21 protein-coding genes and 1 tRNA gene are annotated in these 20,223 nt (G+C 65.2%); 19 read left to right on the forward strand and 3 right to left on the reverse strand.

The genetic code is table 11. From position 1 onward, the window contains the following. Window positions 1-124: 124 nt before the first annotated feature. Window positions 125-214, reverse strand: a tRNA-Ser gene (locus FJ430_RS06020). A gap of 325 nt (window positions 215-539) precedes the next feature. On the opposite strand from FJ430_RS06020, the gene FJ430_RS06025 reads away from it, so the two are divergent. The 3 genes from FJ430_RS06025 (at window position 540) to FJ430_RS06035 (ending at window position 2,345) form a co-directional block, all read left to right on the forward strand. After that, window positions 540-1,262, forward strand: coding sequence for a 50S ribosomal protein L21 (locus tag FJ430_RS06025; protein WP_140704452.1), 723 nt, complete (start codon window positions 540-542; stop codon window positions 1,260-1,262). A 100-nt stretch (window positions 1,263-1,362) separates the two neighbouring features. Continuing rightward, the gene (rpmA, locus tag FJ430_RS06030) at window positions 1,363-1,632 is read left to right on the forward strand and encodes a 50S ribosomal protein L27 (RefSeq protein WP_140646513.1); all 270 of its coding nucleotides are present in this window, start codon (window positions 1,363-1,365) and stop codon (window positions 1,630-1,632) included. Between the two features lie 125 nt (window positions 1,633-1,757). Then, complete coding sequence (locus FJ430_RS06035; RefSeq protein WP_140646514.1) at window positions 1,758-2,345, forward strand: GNAT family N-acetyltransferase; 588 nt, start codon at window positions 1,758-1,760, stop codon at window positions 2,343-2,345. Between the two features lie 163 nt (window positions 2,346-2,508). Here FJ430_RS06035 and FJ430_RS06040 read toward each other — a convergent pair whose 3' ends face one another. Beyond that, complete coding sequence (locus FJ430_RS06040; RefSeq protein ID WP_140704454.1) at window positions 2,509-3,372, reverse strand: endonuclease/exonuclease/phosphatase family protein; 864 nt, start codon at window positions 3,370-3,372, stop codon at window positions 2,509-2,511. 152 nt (window positions 3,373-3,524) lie between these two features. On the opposite strand from FJ430_RS06040, the gene obgE reads away from it, so the two are divergent. The 6 genes from obgE (at window position 3,525) to FJ430_RS06070 (ending at window position 9,710) form a co-directional block, all read left to right on the forward strand. Further along, the gene (obgE, locus tag FJ430_RS06045) at window positions 3,525-4,553 is read left to right on the forward strand and encodes a GTPase ObgE (RefSeq protein ID WP_140704456.1); all 1,029 of its coding nucleotides are present in this window, start codon (window positions 3,525-3,527) and stop codon (window positions 4,551-4,553) included. 5 nt (window positions 4,554-4,558) lie between these two features. Continuing rightward, the gene (gene proB, locus FJ430_RS06050; RefSeq protein WP_140646517.1) at window positions 4,559-5,698 is read left to right on the forward strand and encodes a glutamate 5-kinase; all 1,140 of its coding nucleotides are present in this window, start codon (window positions 4,559-4,561) and stop codon (window positions 5,696-5,698) included. A 34-nt stretch (window positions 5,699-5,732) separates the two neighbouring features. Then, entirely contained in the window at window positions 5,733-7,019 is a 1,287-nt protein-coding gene (locus tag FJ430_RS06055; RefSeq protein ID WP_140704458.1) for a glutamate-5-semialdehyde dehydrogenase, read from the forward strand. A gap of 249 nt (window positions 7,020-7,268) precedes the next feature. Beyond that, complete coding sequence (locus tag FJ430_RS06060) at window positions 7,269-7,856, forward strand: nicotinate-nucleotide adenylyltransferase (protein ID WP_140704946.1); 588 nt, start codon at window positions 7,269-7,271, stop codon at window positions 7,854-7,856. A 94-nt stretch (window positions 7,857-7,950) separates the two neighbouring features. Next, window positions 7,951-9,243: an MFS transporter gene (locus FJ430_RS06065; RefSeq protein WP_140646520.1), complete on the forward strand. Its 1,293-nt coding sequence runs from the start codon at window positions 7,951-7,953 to the stop codon at window positions 9,241-9,243. 50 nt (window positions 9,244-9,293) lie between these two features. Further along, window positions 9,294-9,710 carry a RidA family protein gene (locus FJ430_RS06070; protein ID WP_140704462.1) on the forward strand — a complete coding sequence of 139 codons (417 nt, stop codon included), beginning with the start codon at window positions 9,294-9,296 and terminating at the stop codon, window positions 9,708-9,710. Between the two features lie 17 nt (window positions 9,711-9,727). On the opposite strand, the gene FJ430_RS06075 is transcribed toward FJ430_RS06070, so the two are convergent. Next, window positions 9,728-10,579, reverse strand: coding sequence for a mechanosensitive ion channel family protein (locus tag FJ430_RS06075; protein ID WP_140659733.1), 852 nt, complete (start codon window positions 10,577-10,579; stop codon window positions 9,728-9,730). Window positions 10,580-10,819: 240 nt separating this feature from the next. On the opposite strand from FJ430_RS06075, the gene rsfS reads away from it, so the two are divergent. From rsfS to FJ430_RS06125, 10 genes are all read left to right on the forward strand, one after another. Then, window positions 10,820-11,197 carry a ribosome silencing factor gene (gene rsfS / locus FJ430_RS06080; RefSeq protein ID WP_140646523.1) on the forward strand — a complete coding sequence of 126 codons (378 nt, stop codon included), beginning with the start codon at window positions 10,820-10,822 and terminating at the stop codon, window positions 11,195-11,197. Window positions 11,198-11,259: 62 nt separating this feature from the next. Next, on the forward strand, window positions 11,260-11,742 hold the full coding sequence (rlmH, locus tag FJ430_RS06085) for a 23S rRNA (pseudouridine(1915)-N(3))-methyltransferase RlmH (protein WP_140704464.1): 483 nt from the start codon (window positions 11,260-11,262) through the stop codon (window positions 11,740-11,742). A 139-nt stretch (window positions 11,743-11,881) separates the two neighbouring features. Then, the gene (locus FJ430_RS06090; protein ID WP_140704466.1) at window positions 11,882-13,216 is read left to right on the forward strand and encodes a murein hydrolase activator EnvC family protein; all 1,335 of its coding nucleotides are present in this window, start codon (window positions 11,882-11,884) and stop codon (window positions 13,214-13,216) included. Between the two features lies 1 nt (window position 13,217). Continuing rightward, a complete protein-coding gene (locus tag FJ430_RS06095) occupies window positions 13,218-14,549 on the forward strand; it encodes a S41 family peptidase (RefSeq protein ID WP_181166921.1) in 1,332 nt (443 codons plus the stop codon). A gap of 168 nt (window positions 14,550-14,717) precedes the next feature. After that, window positions 14,718-15,911: a divergent polysaccharide deacetylase family protein gene (locus FJ430_RS06100; RefSeq protein WP_140704468.1), complete on the forward strand. Its 1,194-nt coding sequence runs from the start codon at window positions 14,718-14,720 to the stop codon at window positions 15,909-15,911. Between the two features lie 52 nt (window positions 15,912-15,963). Next, window positions 15,964-16,479, forward strand: coding sequence for an RNA pyrophosphohydrolase (locus FJ430_RS06105; RefSeq protein WP_140704470.1), 516 nt, complete (start codon window positions 15,964-15,966; stop codon window positions 16,477-16,479). A 73-nt stretch (window positions 16,480-16,552) separates the two neighbouring features. Further along, complete coding sequence (gene alr, locus FJ430_RS06110) at window positions 16,553-17,704, forward strand: alanine racemase (protein WP_140704472.1); 1,152 nt, start codon at window positions 16,553-16,555, stop codon at window positions 17,702-17,704. A gap of 272 nt (window positions 17,705-17,976) precedes the next feature. Continuing rightward, on the forward strand, window positions 17,977-18,384 hold the full coding sequence (gene rnk / locus FJ430_RS06115) for a nucleoside diphosphate kinase regulator (RefSeq protein ID WP_226892091.1): 408 nt from the start codon (window positions 17,977-17,979) through the stop codon (window positions 18,382-18,384). Then, a complete protein-coding gene (locus FJ430_RS06120; protein WP_140704474.1) occupies window positions 18,381-18,917 on the forward strand; it encodes a nucleoside-diphosphate kinase in 537 nt (178 codons plus the stop codon). The genes rnk and FJ430_RS06120 overlap by 4 nt, the downstream gene beginning before the upstream one ends. Continuing rightward, complete coding sequence (locus FJ430_RS06125) at window positions 18,844-20,202, forward strand: D-amino acid dehydrogenase (protein WP_348643104.1); 1,359 nt, start codon at window positions 18,844-18,846, stop codon at window positions 20,200-20,202. Before FJ430_RS06120 ends, FJ430_RS06125 begins: the two co-directional genes overlap by 74 nt. The last annotated feature ends 21 nt before the right edge of the window (window positions 20,203-20,223 follow it).

The following is a 20,223-nucleotide window of genomic DNA, read 5'->3' on the forward strand; positions in this document are numbered from 1 at the left end:
AACGCGGTCTGGACTCGAGGCGTTCTTAAGTCGGGCGAGCCCTACTTCGCTAAAGCTTCGGAGGGCATCCTGCTTCGCACGAAGGATCGTGCTTATCCTGCGAAGCTCGAAGAGCGAAGCAAGATGGCGGAGAGGGAGGGATTCGAACCCCCGATACCCTTGCGAGTATGCCGCATTTCGAGTGCGGTGCATTCGACCACTCTGCCACCTCTCCGCGAGGTCATGGTCGGCCGTTGCCGGCGCGGCGCACTAGATAACGGCTGACTGCTGGAGTTACAAGGCCCTATTCGACCGATTTCCAGCTTCCGCGAAAAGCGGCGGAGAGGGGACGGGCCGATATTTGCCGGCAACGTCGCTCAATGTATCTCCAGGGGCGGCCCGCTTGCCTTGACTCCGGCGCAACCTTCGGTTAGGGACAGCCCGCATTCGGCGTGGAGGCTCTTCCGCGCCGCTTGTTTTTTGAACCCGCAGACTGACAAAAAGACGGCCGAACCGCCGACGCGGTTCATCGAGGCCGACCGAACAGCGAAAGGCAAAAAATGTTCGCAGTCATCAAAACGGGCGGCAAGCAGTATCGCGTCGCCGCCAACGATCTCCTGAAGATCGAGAAACTCGAAGCCAAGGTCGGCGATATCGTCGAGATCGGCAACGTGCTCGCGCATGGCGAGGGCGAGAATGTCACCTTCGGCGCGCCGTTCGTCGATGGTGCTCTGGTCACGGCGGAAGTCGTCGAGCAGGGCAAGAACCGCACCGTCATCGCTTTCAAGAAGCGCCGCCGCCAGAATTCGCGCCGCAAGATCGGCCACCGCCAGCTTCTGACCACCGTCAGGATCGCCGAGATCCTGCTGGGTGGCGCCAAGCCGTCGAAGAAGGCCGCCGCCAAGCCGGAGGCCAAGGCCGAGGCAAAGGCTCCCGAAGCCAAGGCGGAAGTCGCCGCCGAGGCGAAGGCCGAAGCCGCGCCGAAGGAGCCGAAAGCCAAGAAGGAACCCAAGGCAGAGGCCGCTCCGAAGGAAGAGGCTAAGGCCGAGACCGTCGCCGCGCCGCTGTTCAAGGCGCCGAAGGGCGAGCCGGACGACCTGACCGTGATCAAGGGCATCGGCCCGGTCGCGGCGAAGGACCTCGCCGAGCAGGGCATCGTCACCTTCGCGCAGCTCGCCAAGCTCTCCGACAAGGATGTCGCCAAGATCGACGAGCACATGCCGTTCAGCGCCGACCAGATCAAGGACTGGCGCGAGCAGGCCAAGGAACTGGCGAAGAAGTAATTCTTCCGGCGACGATCGTCGCCGGTACGGGACTTGAAACGGAACGCGAACGCGTTCATAAGACCATTCAAGCGCCTCAGGGCGCATCGGAGTTAGTCAAATGGCACACAAGAAAGCTGGCGGTTCGTCGCGCAATGGTCGCGATTCGCACTCCAAGCGTCTGGGCGTGAAGAAGTTCGGCGGCGAAGCCGTCGTCGCCGGCAACATCATCATCCGCCAACGCGGCACGACCTGGCATCCGGGCACCAATGTTGGCATGGGCACGGACCACACCCTTTTTGCGCTCGACGCCGGCGCAGTCACCTTCAACAAAAAAGCCAACGGCCGAACCTACGTATCGGTGAACCCGATTACCAAAGCAGCGGAGTAGCCGGTTCCGCACCATAACACCGGCGCCCATCTCGGGAACCGGTGTCTGGCCAGGCCAGGAAAAGGATCAGGAGAGATGGGCTTGCCCTCTCTCCTTTTTCATTTTTCTTTGCCCTGGAGGACTAAATGGTTGCCGAAGCGGAAGATACCGAAGACGAAAGTTACGCGATCGATTGCCCGGTGCTGGCCACCGAGCGGCTGGTCATGCGCGCCCCGCGCGAGAGCGATCTCGAGCAACTCGTCACGCTTGCCGACAACCGGCATGTCGCCGAAATGCTGGCCCGCATGCCGCATCCCTACGGCGAAGCCGAGGGCCGCACCTTCCTTGCCATGGCGGCGTCGCGTCGCGCCGGCATCGTCTATGCGCTCACCCTTGCCGGCACCGGCACCTTCGTCGGCTGCGCGGGCTTGAACACCACCGATCGCGGACTGGAGCTCGGCTACTGGATCGGCGAACCCTACTGGAAGCGCGGTTATGCGACGGAGGCCGCGCATGCGCTGGTCGACCTCGCGTTCCAGAACACTTCGATTCAGGTGCTGCATGCCTCGACCCGGGTGATCAATCCGGCCTCGCGCCGGGTCATCCACAAATGCGGCTTCCAGTATGCCGGCCAGGGCATGCTGAACTCGATCGTCGCCGGCCAGGTGCCGGTCGAGCGCTACCGGCTCGACAGGAAGACCTGGACCAGTCTCCGCAACTGGGTCCACTTCTAGGCATATTGAAATTCAGGTGAGGCCGGCCTGCAAATGCCGGCTTCCTGCGCTTCCGGTGCTCACGTACTTTACGCACGCTCCGCTCCGGTTCTCGGTAGCCATCATTTTCGGCTCGGCCTGACCTGAATAGCAACACGCCTAGGCGTCGGCGCTCGAAGGCGACTCAGCCCAGTTCGGCCCAGAGCGGCAAATGATCGGAGCCGACGGCGTCCCGGTCGGACCACAGGCGCTGCAGCGACTTGGCCAACGAGGCGCTGGTGAAGACGTAATCGATGCATTTGTGGCGGCTTTTGTCGCCGGGGCGGTCGGGGTCGACCCAGGTGACAAGGTCGGCGACGGCCAGACGCTGAGCGACGTCGACGGCGAGATCGGCGGTCAACGGCATGCCGAACTCATGGTCCGGCCGGCCGGCGAGTTCGATATATTCCGGCGAGCCCGGCAGCATGTTGAAGTCGCCCATGACGATGAAGGCTTCCGGATAGGGCAGGTCCGGCAGGCCGATCTCGGGAATGCCCGACAGGCCGCCGCCTTCCAGCGCATAGTTCAAGAGGCGCTGGCGCAGGAAACGGATCTGGCCCTGGCGCTCGACCGGGCTGCGGTGGTCGAGATGGGTGGAATAGAAGCGGATGAAGCCGAGCGGCGTCTCGATCAGCGCCTCGAGCGCGCCGCGCTGGAAGTTCATTGTCTCGAGGCTGCGGCTGCGCGGCAAAAGGAGATTGCGCGACAGATGGATAGGCGTCTTCGACAGCACCATGTTGCCGAGCTGGAAACTGGTCGAGACGGCGCGGCCGTTCTCCAGGCGCGAGCCGATATTGACCTCGAAATTGCTGCCATAGGCGGCAAAATAATCGGGCAGCGCCTCGCCGATCTCGGCCACCATGTCGCGATCGCCGTTGCGCGGATTGTTGCGGGTCACCTCCTGCAGCGCGATCACGTCGGCACCGCGTACCGCATCGGCGATGCGGCCAAGATCGTATTTGCCGTCGAGGCCGATGCCGAACTGGATGTTGTAGGTGACGACCTTCATTCGAGCATTTCCCCAACCCTGGCTCGCGAACAGTGCTACTGCGTCCTTTGCAAAAGAGCATCAGGCGCTTTAGTCGCAAAACAGCCTCGCCCTTCGTCCCGCCTTGGTTTAGAGCAATCCCGCAAGGCCACCAGCAGAAACTTGAAACGCAGATGAAATTCCTCGACCAGGCAAAGGTTTACATCCGCTCCGGCGATGGCGGCGCCGGATCGGTGTCGTTCCGGCGTGAAAAATTCATCGAGTTCGGCGGACCGGACGGTGGCGACGGCGGCCGCGGCGGGGATGTCTGGATGGAAGCGGTCGACGGGCTGAACACGCTGATCGACTATCGCTACCAGCAGCATTTCAAGGCCAAGACCGGCATGCACGGCATGGGCCGCAATATGACGGGCGCCAAGGGCGCCGACGTGACGCTGAAAGTGCCGGCGGGCACGCAAGTCTTTGCGGAGGACAATGAAACGCTGATCTGCGACCTGACGATCGTCGGCCAGCGCTTCCTGCTCGCCAAGGGCGGCAATGGCGGCTTCGGCAACCAGCATTTCAAGACCTCGACCAACCAGGCGCCGCGGCGCGCCAATCCCGGCCTGCCCGGAGAGGAGCTGAGCATCTGGCTGCGGCTCAAGCTGATTGCCGACGCCGGTCTGGTGGGCATGCCCAATGCCGGCAAATCGACCTTCCTTGCCGCCGTCACCGCCGCCAAGCCGAAGATCGCCGACTATCCTTTCACCACGCTCTATCCCGGCCTCGGCGTCGCCCGCATCGACGGCCGCGAATTCGTGCTGGCTGATATTCCCGGGTTGATCGAGGGCGCGCATGAAGGGGTCGGCATCGGCGACCGTTTCCTCGGCCATGTCGAGCGCACGCGCGTATTGCTTCACCTGGTCTCGGCGCAGGAGGAAAATCCCGGCAAGGCCTACAAGACCGTGCGCGCGGAGCTCGATGCCTATGGCCATGGGCTGACCGACAAGGTCGAGATCGTCGCGCTCAGCCAGATCGATATCCTCGACCCGGATCAGCGCAAGAAGAAGGCCGCCTCGCTGAAGCGCGCCGCCGGCCGCGCGCCGCTGCTTGTCTCGGCCGTCACCGGCGAAGGCGTCGAGGCAGTGCTGCGCGCGCTGATGGCGGTGGTCGCGGAAGCGCGCGATGCCGTTCCGGCTCCTGTCGACACGCGCTGGCGATAAGACCCATGAAATCACTGAAATCATACCGGCGCATCACCGTGAAGATCGGTTCGGCGCTGCTCGTCGACCGCGCGACCGGCCTGAAGCGCGACTGGCTGACCTCGCTTGCCGACGACATTGCGGCGCTTGCCAATACCGGCGCGGAAGTGCTTGTCGTATCCTCAGGAGCCATCGCGCTTGGCCGCACCATTCTCGGCCTCGGCAAACGCGCGCTGAAGCTCGAGGAGAGTCAGGCCGCCGCCGCGGTCGGCCAGATCGCGCTTGCCGGCGCCTGGTCGGACGCGCTCGGCAAGGACGGGCTGAAGTCGGGCCAGATCCTCTTGACGCTTGGCGACACTGAAGAACGCCGCCGCTACCTCAACGCGCGCGCGACGATCTCGACCCTGCTCAAGATGAAGGCGGTGCCGGTCATCAACGAGAACGACACGGTGGCGACGTCGGAAATCCGCTACGGCGACAACGACCGGCTGGCGGCGCGAGTGGCGACGATGATGGGCGCCGATCTCTTGGTGCTGCTTTCCGATATCGACGGGCTCTACACGGCGCCGCCGGCTAAGGATCCGCAAGCAAAATTCATCCCCGTGGTCGACCGCATCACGCCGGACATCGAGGCGATGGCGGGCGTGGCCGCATCCGAGCTGTCGCGCGGCGGCATGCGCACGAAACTCGACGCCGGCAAGATCGCCAACGCCGCCGGCACCGCCATGATCATCACTTCGGGCACCAGGCTGTCGCCGCTGATGGCGATCGAGCGCGGCGAGCGCGCGACCTTCTTCAAGCCGAGCGCCAATCCGGTGAAGGGTTACAAGACCTGGATCGCCGGGCAGCTCGAGCCGGCAGGCCGGCTCACGGTCGATGCGGGTGCCATCGGCGCGCTCAAATCGGGCAAGTCGCTGCTGCCGGCGGGCGTTAAACTGGTCAGCGGCAATTTCTCGCGCGGCGACACGGTGGCGATCCTGTCGCCCGAGGGCCGCGAGATCGCGCGCGGCCTTGTTGCCTATGATGCCGCCGATGCCGTAAGGATCGCGGGCTTGAAGACGGCCGAGATCGAAAACGTGCTCGGCTACGAGGCGCGCTCGGCGATGATCCATCGCGACGACCTTGTGGTAAGCGTCGGCGGCGACCAAGTATTGGCCGACGACTAGAGCATCGGCCGACGACCAAGCGGAGGGATGAACCATGCTGAAGCTGCATGAAAAATCCGGCGAAGACACCGTGGCGCTGATGGCCGATATCGGCCGCCGCGCCCGCGCCGCCGCGCGACCGTTGGCCGTCGCTTCCACCAAGGCCAAGAATGCCGCGCTCGTCGCCATGGCCGATGCCATCCTGCGCAACGAGCAGGCGATCCTCGACGCCAACGCCATCGACATGTCGAATGGCGGGGAGGCCGGGCTGTCGGGCTCCTTCATGGACCGCCTGAAGCTCACCTCCTCGCGCATCGAGGCGATGGCCGACGGCATGAGCGAGATCGCCGCGCTCAAGGACCCGGTCGGCGACGTCATCGCCGAATGGGATCGGCCGAATGGCCTTCATATCGAGCGCGTGCGCACGCCGCTCGGCGTGATCGGCGTCATTTACGAAAGCCGCCCCAACGTGACGGCGGACGCCGGCGCGCTTTGCCTCAAGGCGGGCAATCCGGTGATCCTGCGCGGCGGCTCGGATTCGAACAATTCGTCGTCGGCGATCCATGCCTGCATGGTCGAAGGGCTGAAGGCCGCCGGCCTGCCGCAGGATGCCATCCAGCTGGTGCCGACCACCGACCGCGCCGCCGTCGGCGAGATGCTCAAAGGCTTGAGCGGCAATCTCGACGTCATCATCCCGCGCGGCGGCAGAAGCCTGGTCGGACGCGTGCAGAACGAGGCGCGGGTGCCGGTCTTCGCGCATCTGGAAGGCATCTGCCATCTTTATGTCGACCGCTCGGCCAAGCTCGACATGGCGGTCAAGATCGCCGTCAACGCCAAGATGCGGCGCACCGGCGTATGCGGCGCCGCCGAGACCTTGCTGGTCGACCGCGCGGTGGCCTCCACGCATCTGGTGCCGATCCTCGAAGCGCTGCGCGCCGCCGGCTGCGAGATCCACGCCGATGCCGAGGTGACGGAAGCGTTCGCCGACGCCAGCCCGGCGACCGATGCGGACTGGGTGACGGAATATCTCGACGCCATCATCGCGGTGAAGCTGGTCGACGATGTCGCCGGCGCGATCGAGCATATCGAGACCTTCTCGTCGCACCACACCGAGGCGATCGTCGCCGAGGATGCGCAAGCGGTCGAGAAATTCTTCAACGAGATCGACTCGGCGATCCTTCTGCACAACGCCTCGACGCAGTTCGCCGATGGCGGCGAGTTCGGCATGGGCGCCGAGATCGGCATCGCCACCGGCAAGATGCACGCGCGCGGGCCGGTCGGCGTCGAGCAGCTCACCTCATTCAAATACCGCGTGCGCGGGTCGGGACAGGTGAGGCCTTGAAGCCGTTCGCCTTAAGGGGTTGAAGCTTGCGCCCAGGCCCCCCTCTCTGGCCTGCCGGCCATCTCCCCCTCAAGTGGGGAGATTGGCAGCTTCGGCGCCGGCGCTCGGCTTGCAACGCCGGCGATTGGCGAAAGCATAGGCAACATCTGATCTCCCCCCTTGAGGGGGAGATGGCCGGCAGGCCAGAGAGGGGGGCCTAGCACCATGCTTTCGTCCCCTCAGCCCATCGTCCCCGCTTACTACCTCCGCATGCCGCACGCCGCCAAGGGGCTGACCGTCGGGCTGTTCGGCGGTTCGTTCAACCCGCCGCATGCCGGTCACGCGCTGGTCGCCGAGATCGCGCTGAGAAGGCTCGCGCTCGACCAGCTGTGGTGGATGGTGACGCCCGGCAATCCGCTGAAGAGCGCGCGGGAACTGGCGCCGCTCGCCGAGCGCGTCGAGCTGTCCGAAAAGATCGCCAGGAATCCGAGGATCAAGGTCACCGCCTTCGAGGCGGCGCAGCACGTGCGCTACACCGCCGACACGCTTGCGCTGGTCAAGGCGCGAAACCCGGGCGTCGATTTCGTCTGGATCATGGGTGCGGATAGTTTGCGCGACTTCCACCGCTGGCAGCGCTGGCGCGAGATCGTGCTGACTTTCCCGATCGCGGTCGTCGATCGCCCGGGCGCCACGCTCTCCTTCCTGTCGTCGGTGGTCGCCAAGACCTTCGACTATGCCCGCGTCGACGAGGGCGACGCGCCGCTGCTTGCCCGCATGCCGGCGCCGGCCTGGACTTTCATCCACGGTCCGCGCTCCTTGCTGTCTTCCACCGCGATCCGCAAGGCGGCGAAGGGGTGAGCGCCCTCCTTCTCCTGCAAGGGGAGAAGGTAAGTCCGGCCATGTCGCTTTTGCGGCGGCTTTTTGCCTGTTCGTAGGCCAAGTTTGCGTGGACATGCTGAAGCAGAATCAATCCGCGAACGATCCCAGCCGCGCCGCGCAATCGGCGCCACTGATCGCCATTGCCAGCGTCATCGTGTCGATGGCGCTGATCGCGATCGGCAACGGGCTGATGTTCGCCTATATCCCGGTGCGGCTCGGCGCCGACGGTTTCGACCCGACCTGGGCAGGGCTGATCGTCACCGGGCTTTCGGCCGGCGGGCTTGCCGGCTGCATCCTGACCGGGCCGCTCGTCAAGCGAGTGGGCCATGCCCGCGCCTTCATGGTGCTTTCGGCGCTGATCGCGCTTTCCAATGCCGCGATCGGCGCCGGGCCGATCCCGTTGCTCTGGATTGCGGCCCGGGCGCTCTACGGCTTCGCCATTTGCGGGCTGTTCATCGTCGCCCAGAGCTGGCTGAACGACGCCTTGCCGAATTCGATCCGCGGCCGGATCATGGCCGTGTTCTACGTCGCCTATATTGGCGGATTGGGCGTTGGCTATGCGACGCTCGCCGCGATCGACATCCATACAGCCGCCGCCGCGCTGATCGGCATCACCTTCACCGCGCTTTCCATCCTGCCGGTCGGCATGACGCGGCTTGCCCAGCCGCCGGCGCCGCAGGCCGCGTCGGTGGCGCTTCGCCGCGCCTGGCGGATCTCGCCGGTCGGCGTCGCCGGCATGCTGGCGGTCGGCGGCCTCTCGATGATCGTTTCCGGTTTTGCGCCGATCCATGCCACCGCCAAGGGCTACAGCCAGGCCGACGTGGCGCTGCTGTTGTCGGCGATGCCGGTCGGCACGCTGATCCTGCAGATCCCGCTCGGCTGGATTTCCGACCGTACCGACCGCCGCTACGTGCTGGCGGGGGCGGCGGCGCTCGCGACCGTCGCCAGCGTGCTCGCCATTGTCTTCGACGGCGGCGCGCTGATGGCGCTGGTGGTGATCTATCTCATCTGGGATGGGGCGTCGGAATCGATCTACGCGCTCTCCAGCGCGCATGCCGCCGATCGCGCCGGCAAGGACGAGCTTCTGGCGCTGTCGAGCTCGATGCTGTTTGCCTGGTCGCTGGCCGGCTTCATCGTGCCGGGCATCGTGACGGCGCTTTCCGCCGTCTTCGGCACCGCGACCTTCATCTATGTCGGCATCGTCATCGCATCGGCCTTCTGCCTGTTCGTGCTATGGCGCGTGATGGCCGGCCGGCCGACGCCCGCGGCCACAAGCGGCAGTTTCGCACCGATGTCGGCGCAGACACCCTTGCCGGTAGAACTTGCCTTCGCGCCGGACGAACAGCAGCGACACGTCAAAGATTGACAAGCTGCGCATCTTCGCGACTTTTGGCCCAAATTCGATCAAGATCAGAGATGTCGAAGAGCTATAATCCCGCAGCGGTGTGGAAGCCTTTTGGCACGTTCTCCATGGTGAAAATCCATGAGGGCGGGCAACTCGTTCACCTAAAAGGCCAAGTTTCGCTTGACCGTGAAGGGCAGATTGTCGGGAAGGGCGATATGCGGGCTCAGGTCCGGCAAACCCTCGAAAACATCAAGGCCGTGCTCGCGGCCATCGGTGGGGAGATGGCCGATATCGTATCGCTGACCCAGTATACGACCGACATAGAGCGGTTCATGGCGTCGGGAGACATCCGCAAGGAGTTCTTTTCAGAGCCCTATCCCGTAACGACAACCGTCGAGATCGTGCGACTTTATCATCCGGACTTGCAGATCGAAATCGCGGCAATAGCCGAGATACCTCGAAATCGGTTCAGAATGCCGGCAGATTGAAAATCGCTGTTGCGAGGCTACTGCTTGCGGGCCTCCGGCGCCGGCATTTCCGGCGGCGGCAGCGGGATCGAGATGCCTTCGCTGTCGAAAGCCTGCTTGGCGCGCTTGGTCATGTCGGTCTGGGTCGAGAAATAGTCGGCGGCCGACGTCCAGTAGCGCAAGGTGAGCGAAACGGTGGTGTCGCCGAGATTTGCCACGAAGGCGATCGGCGCCGGTTCGCGCCGGATGCGCTTTTCGGCGCCGGCGATGGCAAGTAGCGTCTTTTGCGCGCGGTCGATGTCGTTCCAGGAGCCGATGCTCAAGCTCACGTCGGTGCGGCGCACGCCGTTGCGGGTGAAATTGCGCACCGGCTGGTTCCACAGCGTCGAGTTGGGTGCCAGCACATAGACGCCGTCGACGGAGCGCAGCTTGGTGGCGAAGAGGCCGATCTCCTCGATGGTGCCGGCAATCGAGCCGACCTCGACATATTCGCCGATGCGGAAGGGCCGGAGCGCCAGGAGCATGATGCCGGCGGCGATGTTCTGCAGCGTGCCTTGCAGAGCCAGCCCGATGGCCAGGCCGATTGCGCCTATTGCCGCGATGATGGAGGCGGTCTGCACCCCGAACTGGCCGAGCACCATGATGGTGACCAGGATCAGGATGGCGTAGCGGACGATCTTGGAGAAGAAATGACGCAAGGTCGCGTCGAAGCCGTGGATATGGCCGAGGCCGGCGGAGATCGAGCGCTCGGCGACACCAGCGACGAAATAGCCGACAACCAGCAGGATTATGGCGCCGATGGCCGAGAAGGAATAGGAAACGATCAGCGTGCTCAGCTGCGCAAGCCCGGCCTGGATGGTGATGAGGGCGCTTTGCGGGTCGGTTGGCATGGATGAAGTCCCCATTGGTCAGTGAGCCGATAACCTATGCAAAGCGCAAAGGGTTCCGATTTTTCGGGACGACGGAGCCTGCCAAGCAGAGCCGCGTTGGCGCGGGCAGGGCGCGCCCGTCTTGAAACTGCAATGGAACTCTGCCTATCTATGTGGTGTCACCTTTTGCATGGTGATTTGGTTGTTCTTGTTGGGAAAGGAAACACACTGAGAACAGCACTGCGGAAGAAGGCTGACATCATGCCTTCGCCGGCAGGGATCAGCGGAAACGACGCCGCGTCCCTCGCCATCGACACAGTCCTTGCCAGTCTGGAAGACTCCAAGGCCGAAAACATCGTCTCAATCGACATCCAGGGAAAATCGAGCCTCGGCGACTACATGGTCATCGCCTCGGGCCGATCGCACCGTCATGTCTCGGCTGTCGCCGATCACCTCCTCAAGGCGCTGAAGGATGCCGGCCTCGGCACGGCGCGCGTCGAGGGGCTGGCTGGCGCCGACTGGGTCCTGATCGATTCGGGCGACATCATCGTCCATGTCTTCCGCCCCGAAGTCCGCGAATTCTACAATCTGGAAAAGATGTGGCAGGCGCCGGATCTCGAGGAAGAGACCTTGCACTGAGCCTTGATCCGTGTGCCGTGAACCGTCACGGTACGCGTTAGGACAAGCTCGCCGGGGCGAGGATGAAGATCACCGTTCATGCCGTGGGCCGGATGAAGACCGGCCCCGAGAGAGAACTCGCCGACCGCTATTTCGAGCGCTTTTCGAAGAGCGGGCCGGCGGTCGGGCTGGAATTTGCCGGCATTGTCGAGGTTCCCGAGAGCCGCGGACAGAGCGCCGACGAGCGCCGCCGCGAGGAAGCCCAGAAGCTGCAGGCCCAGTTGCAGCCGGGCACTGTTCTCATCCTGCTCGACGAACGCGGCAAGTCGCTCTCCTCGGAGGACCTGGCCGCCCGCATCGGCCAGTTGCGCGACGGCGGCCGCAAGGCGCTCGTCGTCGCCATCGGCGGCGCCGACGGCCATGACAGATCCTTGCGCGAGCAGGCGGACCTGGTGCTGTCGTTCGGCGCGCTGACCTGGCCGCACCAGCTGGTGCGCGTGATGCTGGGCGAGCAGCTCTACCGGATCGCCACCGTCCTTTCCGGTCATCCGTATCATCGATCGTGAATAACGGCATCGGCCGAAAAGCTGGGGATTGCCGGCCTGCGCCGCGATTTCCGCCTCAATCGCGCGGCAACCGGGTGATTGGGCGCTTCCAACATGGTTGATGGTTCGTTAACGAAGCGGCGGATACAGTCGAGGCCTGATGTCTGAAGGCTGGAATTCCAGAACGCGCGCTTGGCGCAGCCGCTGCGGTTTGACCCTTGTCGCCGCCGTGGTCACGTTCGGGCCGGTCCGGGCGGCCGAAAATTCGCTCGACCTTGCGCCCGATCCGGATCAGAGCCGGGCCGAATACGAGCAGGTTTCCAAGGAGATCACTTTGTCGTCGGAGCGGCTGGGCAAGCTCGCCGCCGACATCGCCTCGGTGCGGAAGGACTATGCCTCGATCACCGCGGCGCTCATCCAGTCGGCGATGACGGAACAGAAGCTCGGCCAGGACATCGAGGATATCGGCGCCAAGCTCGAAGGGCTGAAGGCCGAGCAAGGAAAACTGCGCGCCTCGCTCATGGCGCGGCGCGACGTGCTGGCCGAGGTGTTGGGCGCCCTGCAGCGCATGGGGCTCAATCCGCCGCCGGCGATCCTGGTCAAGCCCGAAGATGCGCTGTCGTCGGTGCGCAGCGCCATCCTGCTCGGCGCCGTCGTGCCGGAATTGCGCCAGCAGACCGACAGGCTGATGGCCGACCTCAAGGAGCAGACCCGCGTCACGGCCTCGATCGAGGCAGAACGGGCGAGACTCACCACCGCCGTCACCGACCAGACGGCCGAGAAGAAGCGGCTCACCATGCTGCTGGAGGCCAAGAAGAAGCTGCAGGCCGATACCCAAACGGCGATGGCGGCCGAACAGCAGCACTCGCAGCAGCTGGCGGCGAAGGCGAGCAGCCTCAAGGACCTGATCGCCTCGCTCGAAGCCGACAAGGCGCGCAAGGGGCAGGACCAGGTCAAGGCGGGCGAGCGGAAATCGACGGACAACGACACGACGGCCTCGACCACCGAGCTCGCCGCGCTGCCGGTGCCGGAGGCCAATCGCCTCACCGGATCGGCGCCGTTCTCGGCATTGCAAGGCCAGATCGCGCTGCCTGTCATCGGCAAGATCAAACTGCGTTTCGGCGCCGACGACGGCAATGGCGAGGCGATGCAGGGCGACATGGTTGCGACACAATCGGGAGCCATCGTCACCGCGCCGGCGGATGGAAACGTGCTTTATGCGGGGCCGTTTCGCTCCTATGGTCAACTCTTGATCCTCAATGCGGGCGACGGTTATCATGTCGTCCTGGCGGGGATGAGCAGAATCAGCGTCGCGACCGGACAGTCGGTGCTCGCAGGAGAGCCGATCGGCGCGATGGGAGAGGCCCGGGTGGCAAGCACCTCGGCCTCGCGAAATGGAAATGCGGCGCTGGAACTCTATGTCGAGTTCCGCAAGGATGGAAAACCCGTCGATCCGGCCCCATGGTGGGCGGACCGATTTTCTGGAAGGACGTGAAATGATGCGGAAACTGTCGCTTCTGTTTGCCGGCGCGCTGATGGGCGCATCGGCAATGAGCCTGGTCTACGGCGCACCGGGTTCGGCGGCGAACGCTGCGGGTTCGGAAACCTACAAGCAGCTGGCGATCTTCGGCGACATCTTCGAGCGCGTGCGCGCCAATTACGTGACGCCGCCGGACGACAAGTCGCTCGTCGAGAACGCCATAAACGGCATGCTGGCCTCGCTCGACCCGCACTCCTCCTACATGAACGCCGAGCAGGCGCAGGACATGCGCGTGCAGACCAAGGGTGAGTTCGGCGGCCTCGGTATCGAGGTCACCATGGAAAACGACCTCGTCAAGGTCATCACGCCGATCGACGACACGCCGGCCGCCAAGGCGGGTGTGCTGTCGGGCGACTACATCGCCAAGATCGACGGCGAAGAGGTGCGCGGCCTCACGCTCAACGACGCGGTCGAGAAGATGCGCGGACCGGTCAACACGCCGATCAAGCTCACCATCCTGCGCCAGGGCGCCGACAAGCCGATCGAAATCACGGTGGTGCGCGACGTCATCAAGGTCAAGGCGGTGAAGTACCGGGTCGAGAACGACATCGGCTACATGAAGATCACCTCCTTCACCGAGAAGACCTATGACGATCTCGAGAACGCCATCGAGAACATCAAGAAGCAGGTGCCGAACGACAAGCTGAAGGGCTATGTGCTCGACCTGCGCCTCAATCCGGGCGGTCTGCTCGACCAGGCGGTCAGCGTGTCGGATGCCTTCCTCAAGCGCGGCGAGATCGTCTCGACCCGCGGCCGCGATCCGAAGGACGTCACCCGCTTCGACGCCAAGCCGAAGCAGGTCGACGACATCAACGGCAAGCCGATGATCGTGCTGGTCAATGGCGGCTCGGCGAGCGCCTCGGAAATCGTCGCCGGCGCGCTGCAGGACCTGCGCCGCGTCACGGTGGTCGGCACCCAGTCCTTCGGCAAGGGCTCGGTGCAGACCATCATCCCGCTCGGCGAGAATGGCGCGCTGCGGCTCACCACGGCGCTCTATTACACGCCGTCGGGCAAGTCGATCCAGGGCAAGGGCATCACGCCCGACATCAAGGTCGACCAGCCGCTGCCGCCGGATCTGCAGGGCCGCGACCTGACCCGCGGCGAATCCGATCTCAAGGGCCACATCAAGGGCGCCGACGAGAGTTCCACCGGCTCGGGCTCGGCTGCCTATGTGCCGCCGGATCCGAAGGACGACCTGCAGCTGATCTATGCCGAGCAGCTTCTGCGCGGCGAGAAGACCGATCCGTCGTTCCCGCCGAACCCGGACAAGGCCGTGCTGAACCAGTAATGCGGTCCGGCTCTGGCCGGCTGCGCGAAGCAATGCAATGCTGCCGGGGCCGCGAGGTTCCGGCAGTTTGATTCGGGGACCGCGGTTGGGGTATCGCGCCAGCGATTGCGAAGTTTACGCGAGATGTCACGAAAAAGTGACCTTGGCCGGCTTCCGGGGAAACACGACTTGGCTGAGATCGGCAAGGACATCGAACGCCCGCTCGGACAGACGCTCCGGCCTCAGCGCAAGGCCTCGCGCGGCATCGGCTCCGGCACGCTCGTCGCTGTGCTGGCCGTGCTTGCCGTGATCGGGGTTTCCGGCGCTATCGCGCTGCGTGAAAAGCCGTTCCGCAAGCCGGAAGAAGTGGCTGTTTCGACGCCGAAGGTCACCGCTGCGCCTGCCCCTGCGGCGGCAGCGGCGCCCGCGCCGGCTCCGGTAGCCGCGGCGACGCCACAAGCCAGCACGCCGATGAAGAGCGGCGGCCCGCAGATCATCCACGTCCAGACCGAAGAGGGCGACGGCCCGCCGAAAGCGGCGATCGTGATTCGCGATCCGTCGACGCTCGGCCAGAACCTCAAGGTCGCCCATATTCCGGACAGGGCGCTGATCGAGGCCAGCGACACCGGTCCGCTGCCGATGCGCTCCGCCGACGGCAGGCGGCCCTTCGACGTCTATGCGCGACCTTGGTCGGGCGCGCGCGGGGCACGGGTGGCGATCGTCATCGGCGGACTCGCCGTCTCGCAGACCGGCACGCAAGCCGCGATCGCCAAGCTGCCGGCCGAGGTGACGCTGGCTTTCGCGCCGCAAGGCAACAGCATCGGCCGCTGGATGCAGGCGGCAAGGCAGAGCGGGCATGAAATCGTCATGCAGGTGCCGCTCGAGCCGTTCGATTATCCGAACGTCAATCCCGGCCGCAACACGCTGACGGTGTCGGCCAGCCCGGACGAGAACCTGAAGAGCCTGCACTGGGCGCTGTCGCGCACGACCAACTATACCGGGGTCATGAACTATATGGGCGCGCGCTTCTCGACCGACGCCTCGGCGATGGAACCGTTCATGGCCGAGCTCGGCAAGCGGGGGCTCGCCTATATCGACGACGGGTCGTCCGCCCGCAGCGCTGCGCCTGACCTTGCGCTCAAGGACGGCGTGCCGTTCGTTGCCGGCGACATGGCGATCGATGCCGTGCAGGACCGCGGCGAAATCCTCAAGAAGCTGGACAGCCTGGAAGCGACGGCGCGGGCCAAGGGCAGCGCCGTCGGCATCGGTTCGGCCTTCGATATCACCGTCGACACGGTGACGTCCTGGATTGCCGAGGCGAAGAAGCGCGGCATCGAGATCGTGCCGATCTCGGCGGTGGCGATCGATCCGCAAAAAGGCTAACCCTACCCGCCTCGCCGAAGTCAATTCTCAAAGACGGCTGGAACGCTGACCCATGGCCAAGAAGATCGATCTTGAAACGCTGCCTTACCGTCCGTGCGTCGGGCTGATGATCCTCAACGGAGCAGGCCTGGTCTGGGTCGGGCACCGCATCGCCGAACCGGACAGCGAGTTCGCCGGCACGACGCAACTCTGGCAGATGCCGCAAGGCGGCATCGACAAGGGCGAAGAGCCGATCGAGGCCGCGAGCCGCGAGCTCTATGAGGAAACCGGCATGCGCAACGTGTCGCTGCTGGCCGAGGCGCCGCGCTGGATCAATTACGACCTGCCGGAGCATCTGGTCGGCGTCGCCTTCAAGGGCCGCTATCGCGGCCAGACGCAGAAATGGTTCGCCTATCGCTTCGAGGGCGACGAAAGCGAGATCGAGATCAATCCGCCGCTCGGCGGCCATACCGCCGAATTCGACGAATGGGCCTGGCGGCCGATGCGGGATCTGCCGGAGCTGATCGTGCCGTTCAAGCGCAAGGTCTATGAGCAGGTCATCGCAGCGTTCCAGCATCTCGTCCCCTGAGCGGTCGTCCGCCCCGGTTGTCGCGCCGGCCCTGTGGCCGTATTGATTGCCGATGCAATGAGCGGGGGTCGCCATGAACGACGACACCGGACGCGGGTTTCCGGCACATGATGCAAGCAGCGGTTCGACGGTGAGCGAGGCGGCCGCCGGCGCGATCCTGACGATCGACCTCGGGGCCATCCGGGAAAACTACCGCCGGCTAAAGCTGCGACTCGACGGCGTCCGCTGCGCCGGCGTGCTCAAGGCCGACGGCTACGGGCTTGGCGCCGCGCAAGTGGCATCGGCGCTGGCGAAGGAGGGCTGCGACATCTTCTTCGTCGCGCTGCTCGGCGAGGGCATCGCGCTGCGCAAGGCGATCGGGCCCGGGCCCGACATCTTCGTGCTGAACGGGCTGCCTCCGGGTTCTGCACCGGAAGCCGCGGCGGCTCGGCTTTGGCCGGTCATCAACAGCGCCATGCAACTGAAGGCCTGGCGCGAGATCGCGCGAGGCATGGGCCAAAGCCTGCCTGCCGCGATCCAGGTCGACAGCGGCATGGCCCGGCTCGGCATGGCGCCGGCGGAAATCGAGGCGGTCGTGGGCGAGGCCGGCGCCTTCGACGGCGTCGACATCCGTTTCGTGATGAGCCATCTCGCCCGCGCCGACGAGCCGCAACAGGCGGCGAACGAGAAGCAGCGACGCGAATTCGAATTGCTGCGCAAGATGCTGCCCGCGGCGCCCGCCTCCCTGGCCAACTCGTCCGGCATCTTTCTCGGACCGGCCTACCACTACGACATTGCCCGCCCGGGAGCCGCGCTCTACGGCGTCAATCCGACGCCCAACGCACCCAACCCGATGCTGCCGGTGATAGGGCTGCAAGCCAAGGTGGCGCAGACGCGGCAGGTCGGCGCGGGCGCGGGCATCGGCTATGGCCACACCCAGCAAGCCGAGGGGCCGCTCAGGCTGGCGACCATTTCGCTGGGCTATGGCGACGGCTGGCACCGGCGCGCCGCTTCGGCCGCCTGGTTCGAGGGCGTGCGGTTGCCGTTCATCGGGCGCGTGTCGATGGACTCGATCGTCCTCGACATTTCGGCGCTTCCGGCCGGCCGGCTCAGGGAAGGTGAGCTCGTCGAGCTCATCGGTCCCTCGCAAAGCGTCGACGACGCGGCCGGCCACGCCGGCACAATCGGCTACGAGATATTGACCAGCCTGGGTGCGCGCTTTCACCGCCGCTACCTAGGAGCTTGAGACAGGCGCCTTGCTTGACAAGCCGGGGCTTCTCGGCAAGGTTCGGGGCATGAGCAACCTCGCTTATACCAAAACCTGCTTCAGGGTTTGCCCCATCGCGGGAGCGTAGCCCCGACGTGGCCGCCAATGCCGGCGGCCGCGTGAACCGGGGCGTTTGAATTCCAGACATTTCATCGAGCCGGCGGCCTTTGCGGCCCGGCTTTGTTCGCCGCCCTCGACGTGGCGGCTTGCGCGCATTCGCTTCGCCGATGCGCCAGCATATGAGGTATGCCATGCCCACAGCAACGCAATCGCGTTCCACCATCCTTGTCAGCGCGGCGGAACACGACCGGCTGAGCAGTCTCGCCAGGGCCTTTCTCAACCGCACGCCCGATATGGCCGAGGACCTGCTTGCCGAGATGGACAGCGCCCGGGTCGCCACCGAGGCGGCAATGCCCGCCGACGTGGTGCGGATGGGCTCGACGGTGACGCTTCAGGATCCGGAAGGAAGCCTTCAGACGGTGACGGTGGTCTATCCGGCGGAGGCCGATATCGCCGAAAGACGCATATCGGTGCTGACGCCGCTTGGAACCGCGCTGATCGGCGCGCGCGCCGGCCGCACGGTCTCCTGGCGGAGCCGCGACAGCCGGGTTCTCTCGGCAACGATCGACGCCGTCGAACAGACGCGGAGGGCGCCATGACCAGGGCTGTCTACCGGCTGACGGCCAAGGACTTCGCGGTGATCGAGGCGATGCTGATGCGCCGCCGCGCGTTTGCCGATCCGATCGCGCCGTTGCTCGAACGCAAGCTCGCTGAAAGCCGCGTCATTGCGACAGGAGCCGTCGATCCCGACCTTGCCACGCTCAACAGCCGGGTGATCTTCCGCGTTGGCGGCGGTTTACTTCAGACGCGGACGCTGGTGCAGGCCGAAGCATCCGCTCCCGTCGGCTCCGGCCTGCCGGTCGCCACGTGGCGCGGCCTTTGCCTGCTTGGCATGAAAGCGGGCCAATCCGCGCTGGCCGAGCGGCCCGACGGCCCTGCCGAGGAGATCCTTCTCGAGGATGTGGCCTATCAGCCGGAGGCCGCGCGGCGAGCGGCGCAGGATCGCGCCGCCGAGCGACCTCGCCACGGCCTCAAGCTGGTCCACAGCGCATCCGCCGGTGACTGGCCCCTTGGCGGGCGCGGCAAAATCCGGCAGACAGAAGGGGACGATCCGGGCCCTTCCGCGGCATGATCGGCCTTTGAGGGAGCATGGAATGAAAGTCATCGTGCTGGGCGGCGGCGTGATCGGAGTCACCACCGCCTACTTCCTCGCCGAGGCCGGTCATGAAGTGACCGTCTACGATCGCCAGCCGGGGCCGGCGCTCGAAACCAGCTTCGCCAATGCCGGCGAAGTATCGCCGGGCTATGCCTCGCCCTGGGCCGGGCCCGGCATCCCGGTCAAAGCCGTCAAATGGCTGTTGATGAAATACGGACCGCTGGTGGTGCGGCCGGCCTTCGACCCGAATATGTGGACGTGGCTCCTCAAGATGCTGCGCAACTGCACGGCCGAGCGCTACGCGCTCAACAAGTCGCGCATGGTGCCGCTTGCCGAATACAGCCGCGACACGCTGAAAGCGCTGCGCGAGGCGACCGGCATCACTTACGACGAACGCAGCAAAGGCACGCTGCAGCTCTTTCGCAAACAGAAGCAGCTCGACGGCACCGGCGGCGACGTCGAGGTGCTGAAGAAATATGGCGTGCCCTATGAAATCCTCGATCGCGACGGCTGTACCGCGGCCGAGCCGGCCCTTGCGGCGGTTCGCGATAAATTCGTCGGCGGCCTCAGGCTTCCGGGTGACGAGACCGGCGACTGCAAGATGTTCACCGACAAGCTCGCAGAACTCTGCGTAGCGCGCGGCGTGACCTTCGAATACGGCTCGACCATCCGGCGCATCGTCAGGAACCGCAATCGCCTCACCAATGTGCTGACCGATCGCGGATGGAGGTCCGCGGACGCCTTCGTGATGGCGATGGGCAGCTATTCGGCGCAGTTCATGCGCTCGCTGGGGCGCCCAATTCCGGTCTATCCGGTCAAGGGCTATTCGATCACCGTGCCGATCAGCAATGCCGAGGCAGCACCGGTGTCGACCGTCATGGACGAGACCTACAAGGTGGCGATCACCAGGCTCGGCGACCGCATCCGCGTCGGCGGCACGGCGGAGATTTCGGGCTATGATCTTCGCTTGCAGGAATCGCGCCGCCGCACGCTCGAACACTCGGTCGGCGATCTCTTTCCCGGCAGCGGCGACCTCAAGGCGGCGAGCTTCTGGTGCGGCTTGCGGCCGATGACGCCGGACGGACCGCCCTTGATCGGGCAAAGCGAGGTCGCCAACCTCTTTCTCAACACCGGCCATGGCACGCTCGGCTGGACCATGGCTTGCGGCTCGGCCAAGGTGCTGGCCGACATCATGTCGAACCGGGTGCCGGAGATCAACGCGCGCGACCTCAGCCCGGAACGCTACCTCAAACCTATCTGACGGGCTTTGCAGCTGCTTCGG

Origin of the sequence: Mesorhizobium sp. B2-8-5 (assembly GCF_006440675.2) — a bacterium.
In the GTDB taxonomy this organism is placed as follows: Bacteria; Pseudomonadota; Alphaproteobacteria; order Rhizobiales; family Rhizobiaceae; genus Mesorhizobium.

What these genes read in the sequence shown, in the direction of transcription:
- FJ430_RS06025 (WP_140704452.1), top strand. Translation starts at nt 540, where the DNA reads ATGTTCGCAGTCATCAAAACGGGCGGCAAGCAGTATCGCGTCGCCGCC.
- rpmA (WP_140646513.1), top strand. Translation starts at nt 1,363, where the DNA reads ATGGCACACAAGAAAGCTGGCGGTTCGTCGCGCAATGGTCGCGATTCG.
- FJ430_RS06035 (WP_140646514.1), top strand. Translation starts at nt 1,758, where the DNA reads ATGGTTGCCGAAGCGGAAGATACCGAAGACGAAAGTTACGCGATCGAT.
- FJ430_RS06040 (WP_140704454.1), bottom strand. Translation starts at nt 3,372, where the DNA reads ATGAAGGTCGTCACCTACAACATCCAGTTCGGCATCGGCCTCGACGGC.
- obgE (WP_140704456.1), top strand. Translation starts at nt 3,525, where the DNA reads ATGAAATTCCTCGACCAGGCAAAGGTTTACATCCGCTCCGGCGATGGC.
- proB (WP_140646517.1), top strand. Translation starts at nt 4,559, where the DNA reads ATGAAATCACTGAAATCATACCGGCGCATCACCGTGAAGATCGGTTCG.
- FJ430_RS06055 (WP_140704458.1), top strand. Translation starts at nt 5,733, where the DNA reads ATGCTGAAGCTGCATGAAAAATCCGGCGAAGACACCGTGGCGCTGATG.
- FJ430_RS06060 (WP_140704946.1), top strand. Translation starts at nt 7,269, where the DNA reads ATGCCGCACGCCGCCAAGGGGCTGACCGTCGGGCTGTTCGGCGGTTCG.
- FJ430_RS06065 (WP_140646520.1), top strand. Translation starts at nt 7,951, where the DNA reads ATGCTGAAGCAGAATCAATCCGCGAACGATCCCAGCCGCGCCGCGCAA.
- FJ430_RS06070 (WP_140704462.1), top strand. Translation starts at nt 9,294, where the DNA reads ATGTCGAAGAGCTATAATCCCGCAGCGGTGTGGAAGCCTTTTGGCACG.
- FJ430_RS06075 (WP_140659733.1), bottom strand. Translation starts at nt 10,579, where the DNA reads ATGCCAACCGACCCGCAAAGCGCCCTCATCACCATCCAGGCCGGGCTT.
- rsfS (WP_140646523.1), top strand. Translation starts at nt 10,820, where the DNA reads ATGCCTTCGCCGGCAGGGATCAGCGGAAACGACGCCGCGTCCCTCGCC.
- rlmH (WP_140704464.1), top strand. Translation starts at nt 11,260, where the DNA reads ATGAAGATCACCGTTCATGCCGTGGGCCGGATGAAGACCGGCCCCGAG.
- FJ430_RS06090 (WP_140704466.1), top strand. Translation starts at nt 11,882, where the DNA reads ATGTCTGAAGGCTGGAATTCCAGAACGCGCGCTTGGCGCAGCCGCTGC.
- FJ430_RS06095 (WP_181166921.1), top strand. Translation starts at nt 13,218, where the DNA reads ATGATGCGGAAACTGTCGCTTCTGTTTGCCGGCGCGCTGATGGGCGCA.
- FJ430_RS06105 (WP_140704470.1), top strand. Translation starts at nt 15,964, where the DNA reads ATGGCCAAGAAGATCGATCTTGAAACGCTGCCTTACCGTCCGTGCGTC.
- alr (WP_140704472.1), top strand. Translation starts at nt 16,553, where the DNA reads ATGAACGACGACACCGGACGCGGGTTTCCGGCACATGATGCAAGCAGC.
- rnk (WP_226892091.1), top strand. Translation starts at nt 17,977, where the DNA reads ATGCCCACAGCAACGCAATCGCGTTCCACCATCCTTGTCAGCGCGGCG.
- FJ430_RS06120 (WP_140704474.1), top strand. Translation starts at nt 18,381, where the DNA reads ATGACCAGGGCTGTCTACCGGCTGACGGCCAAGGACTTCGCGGTGATC.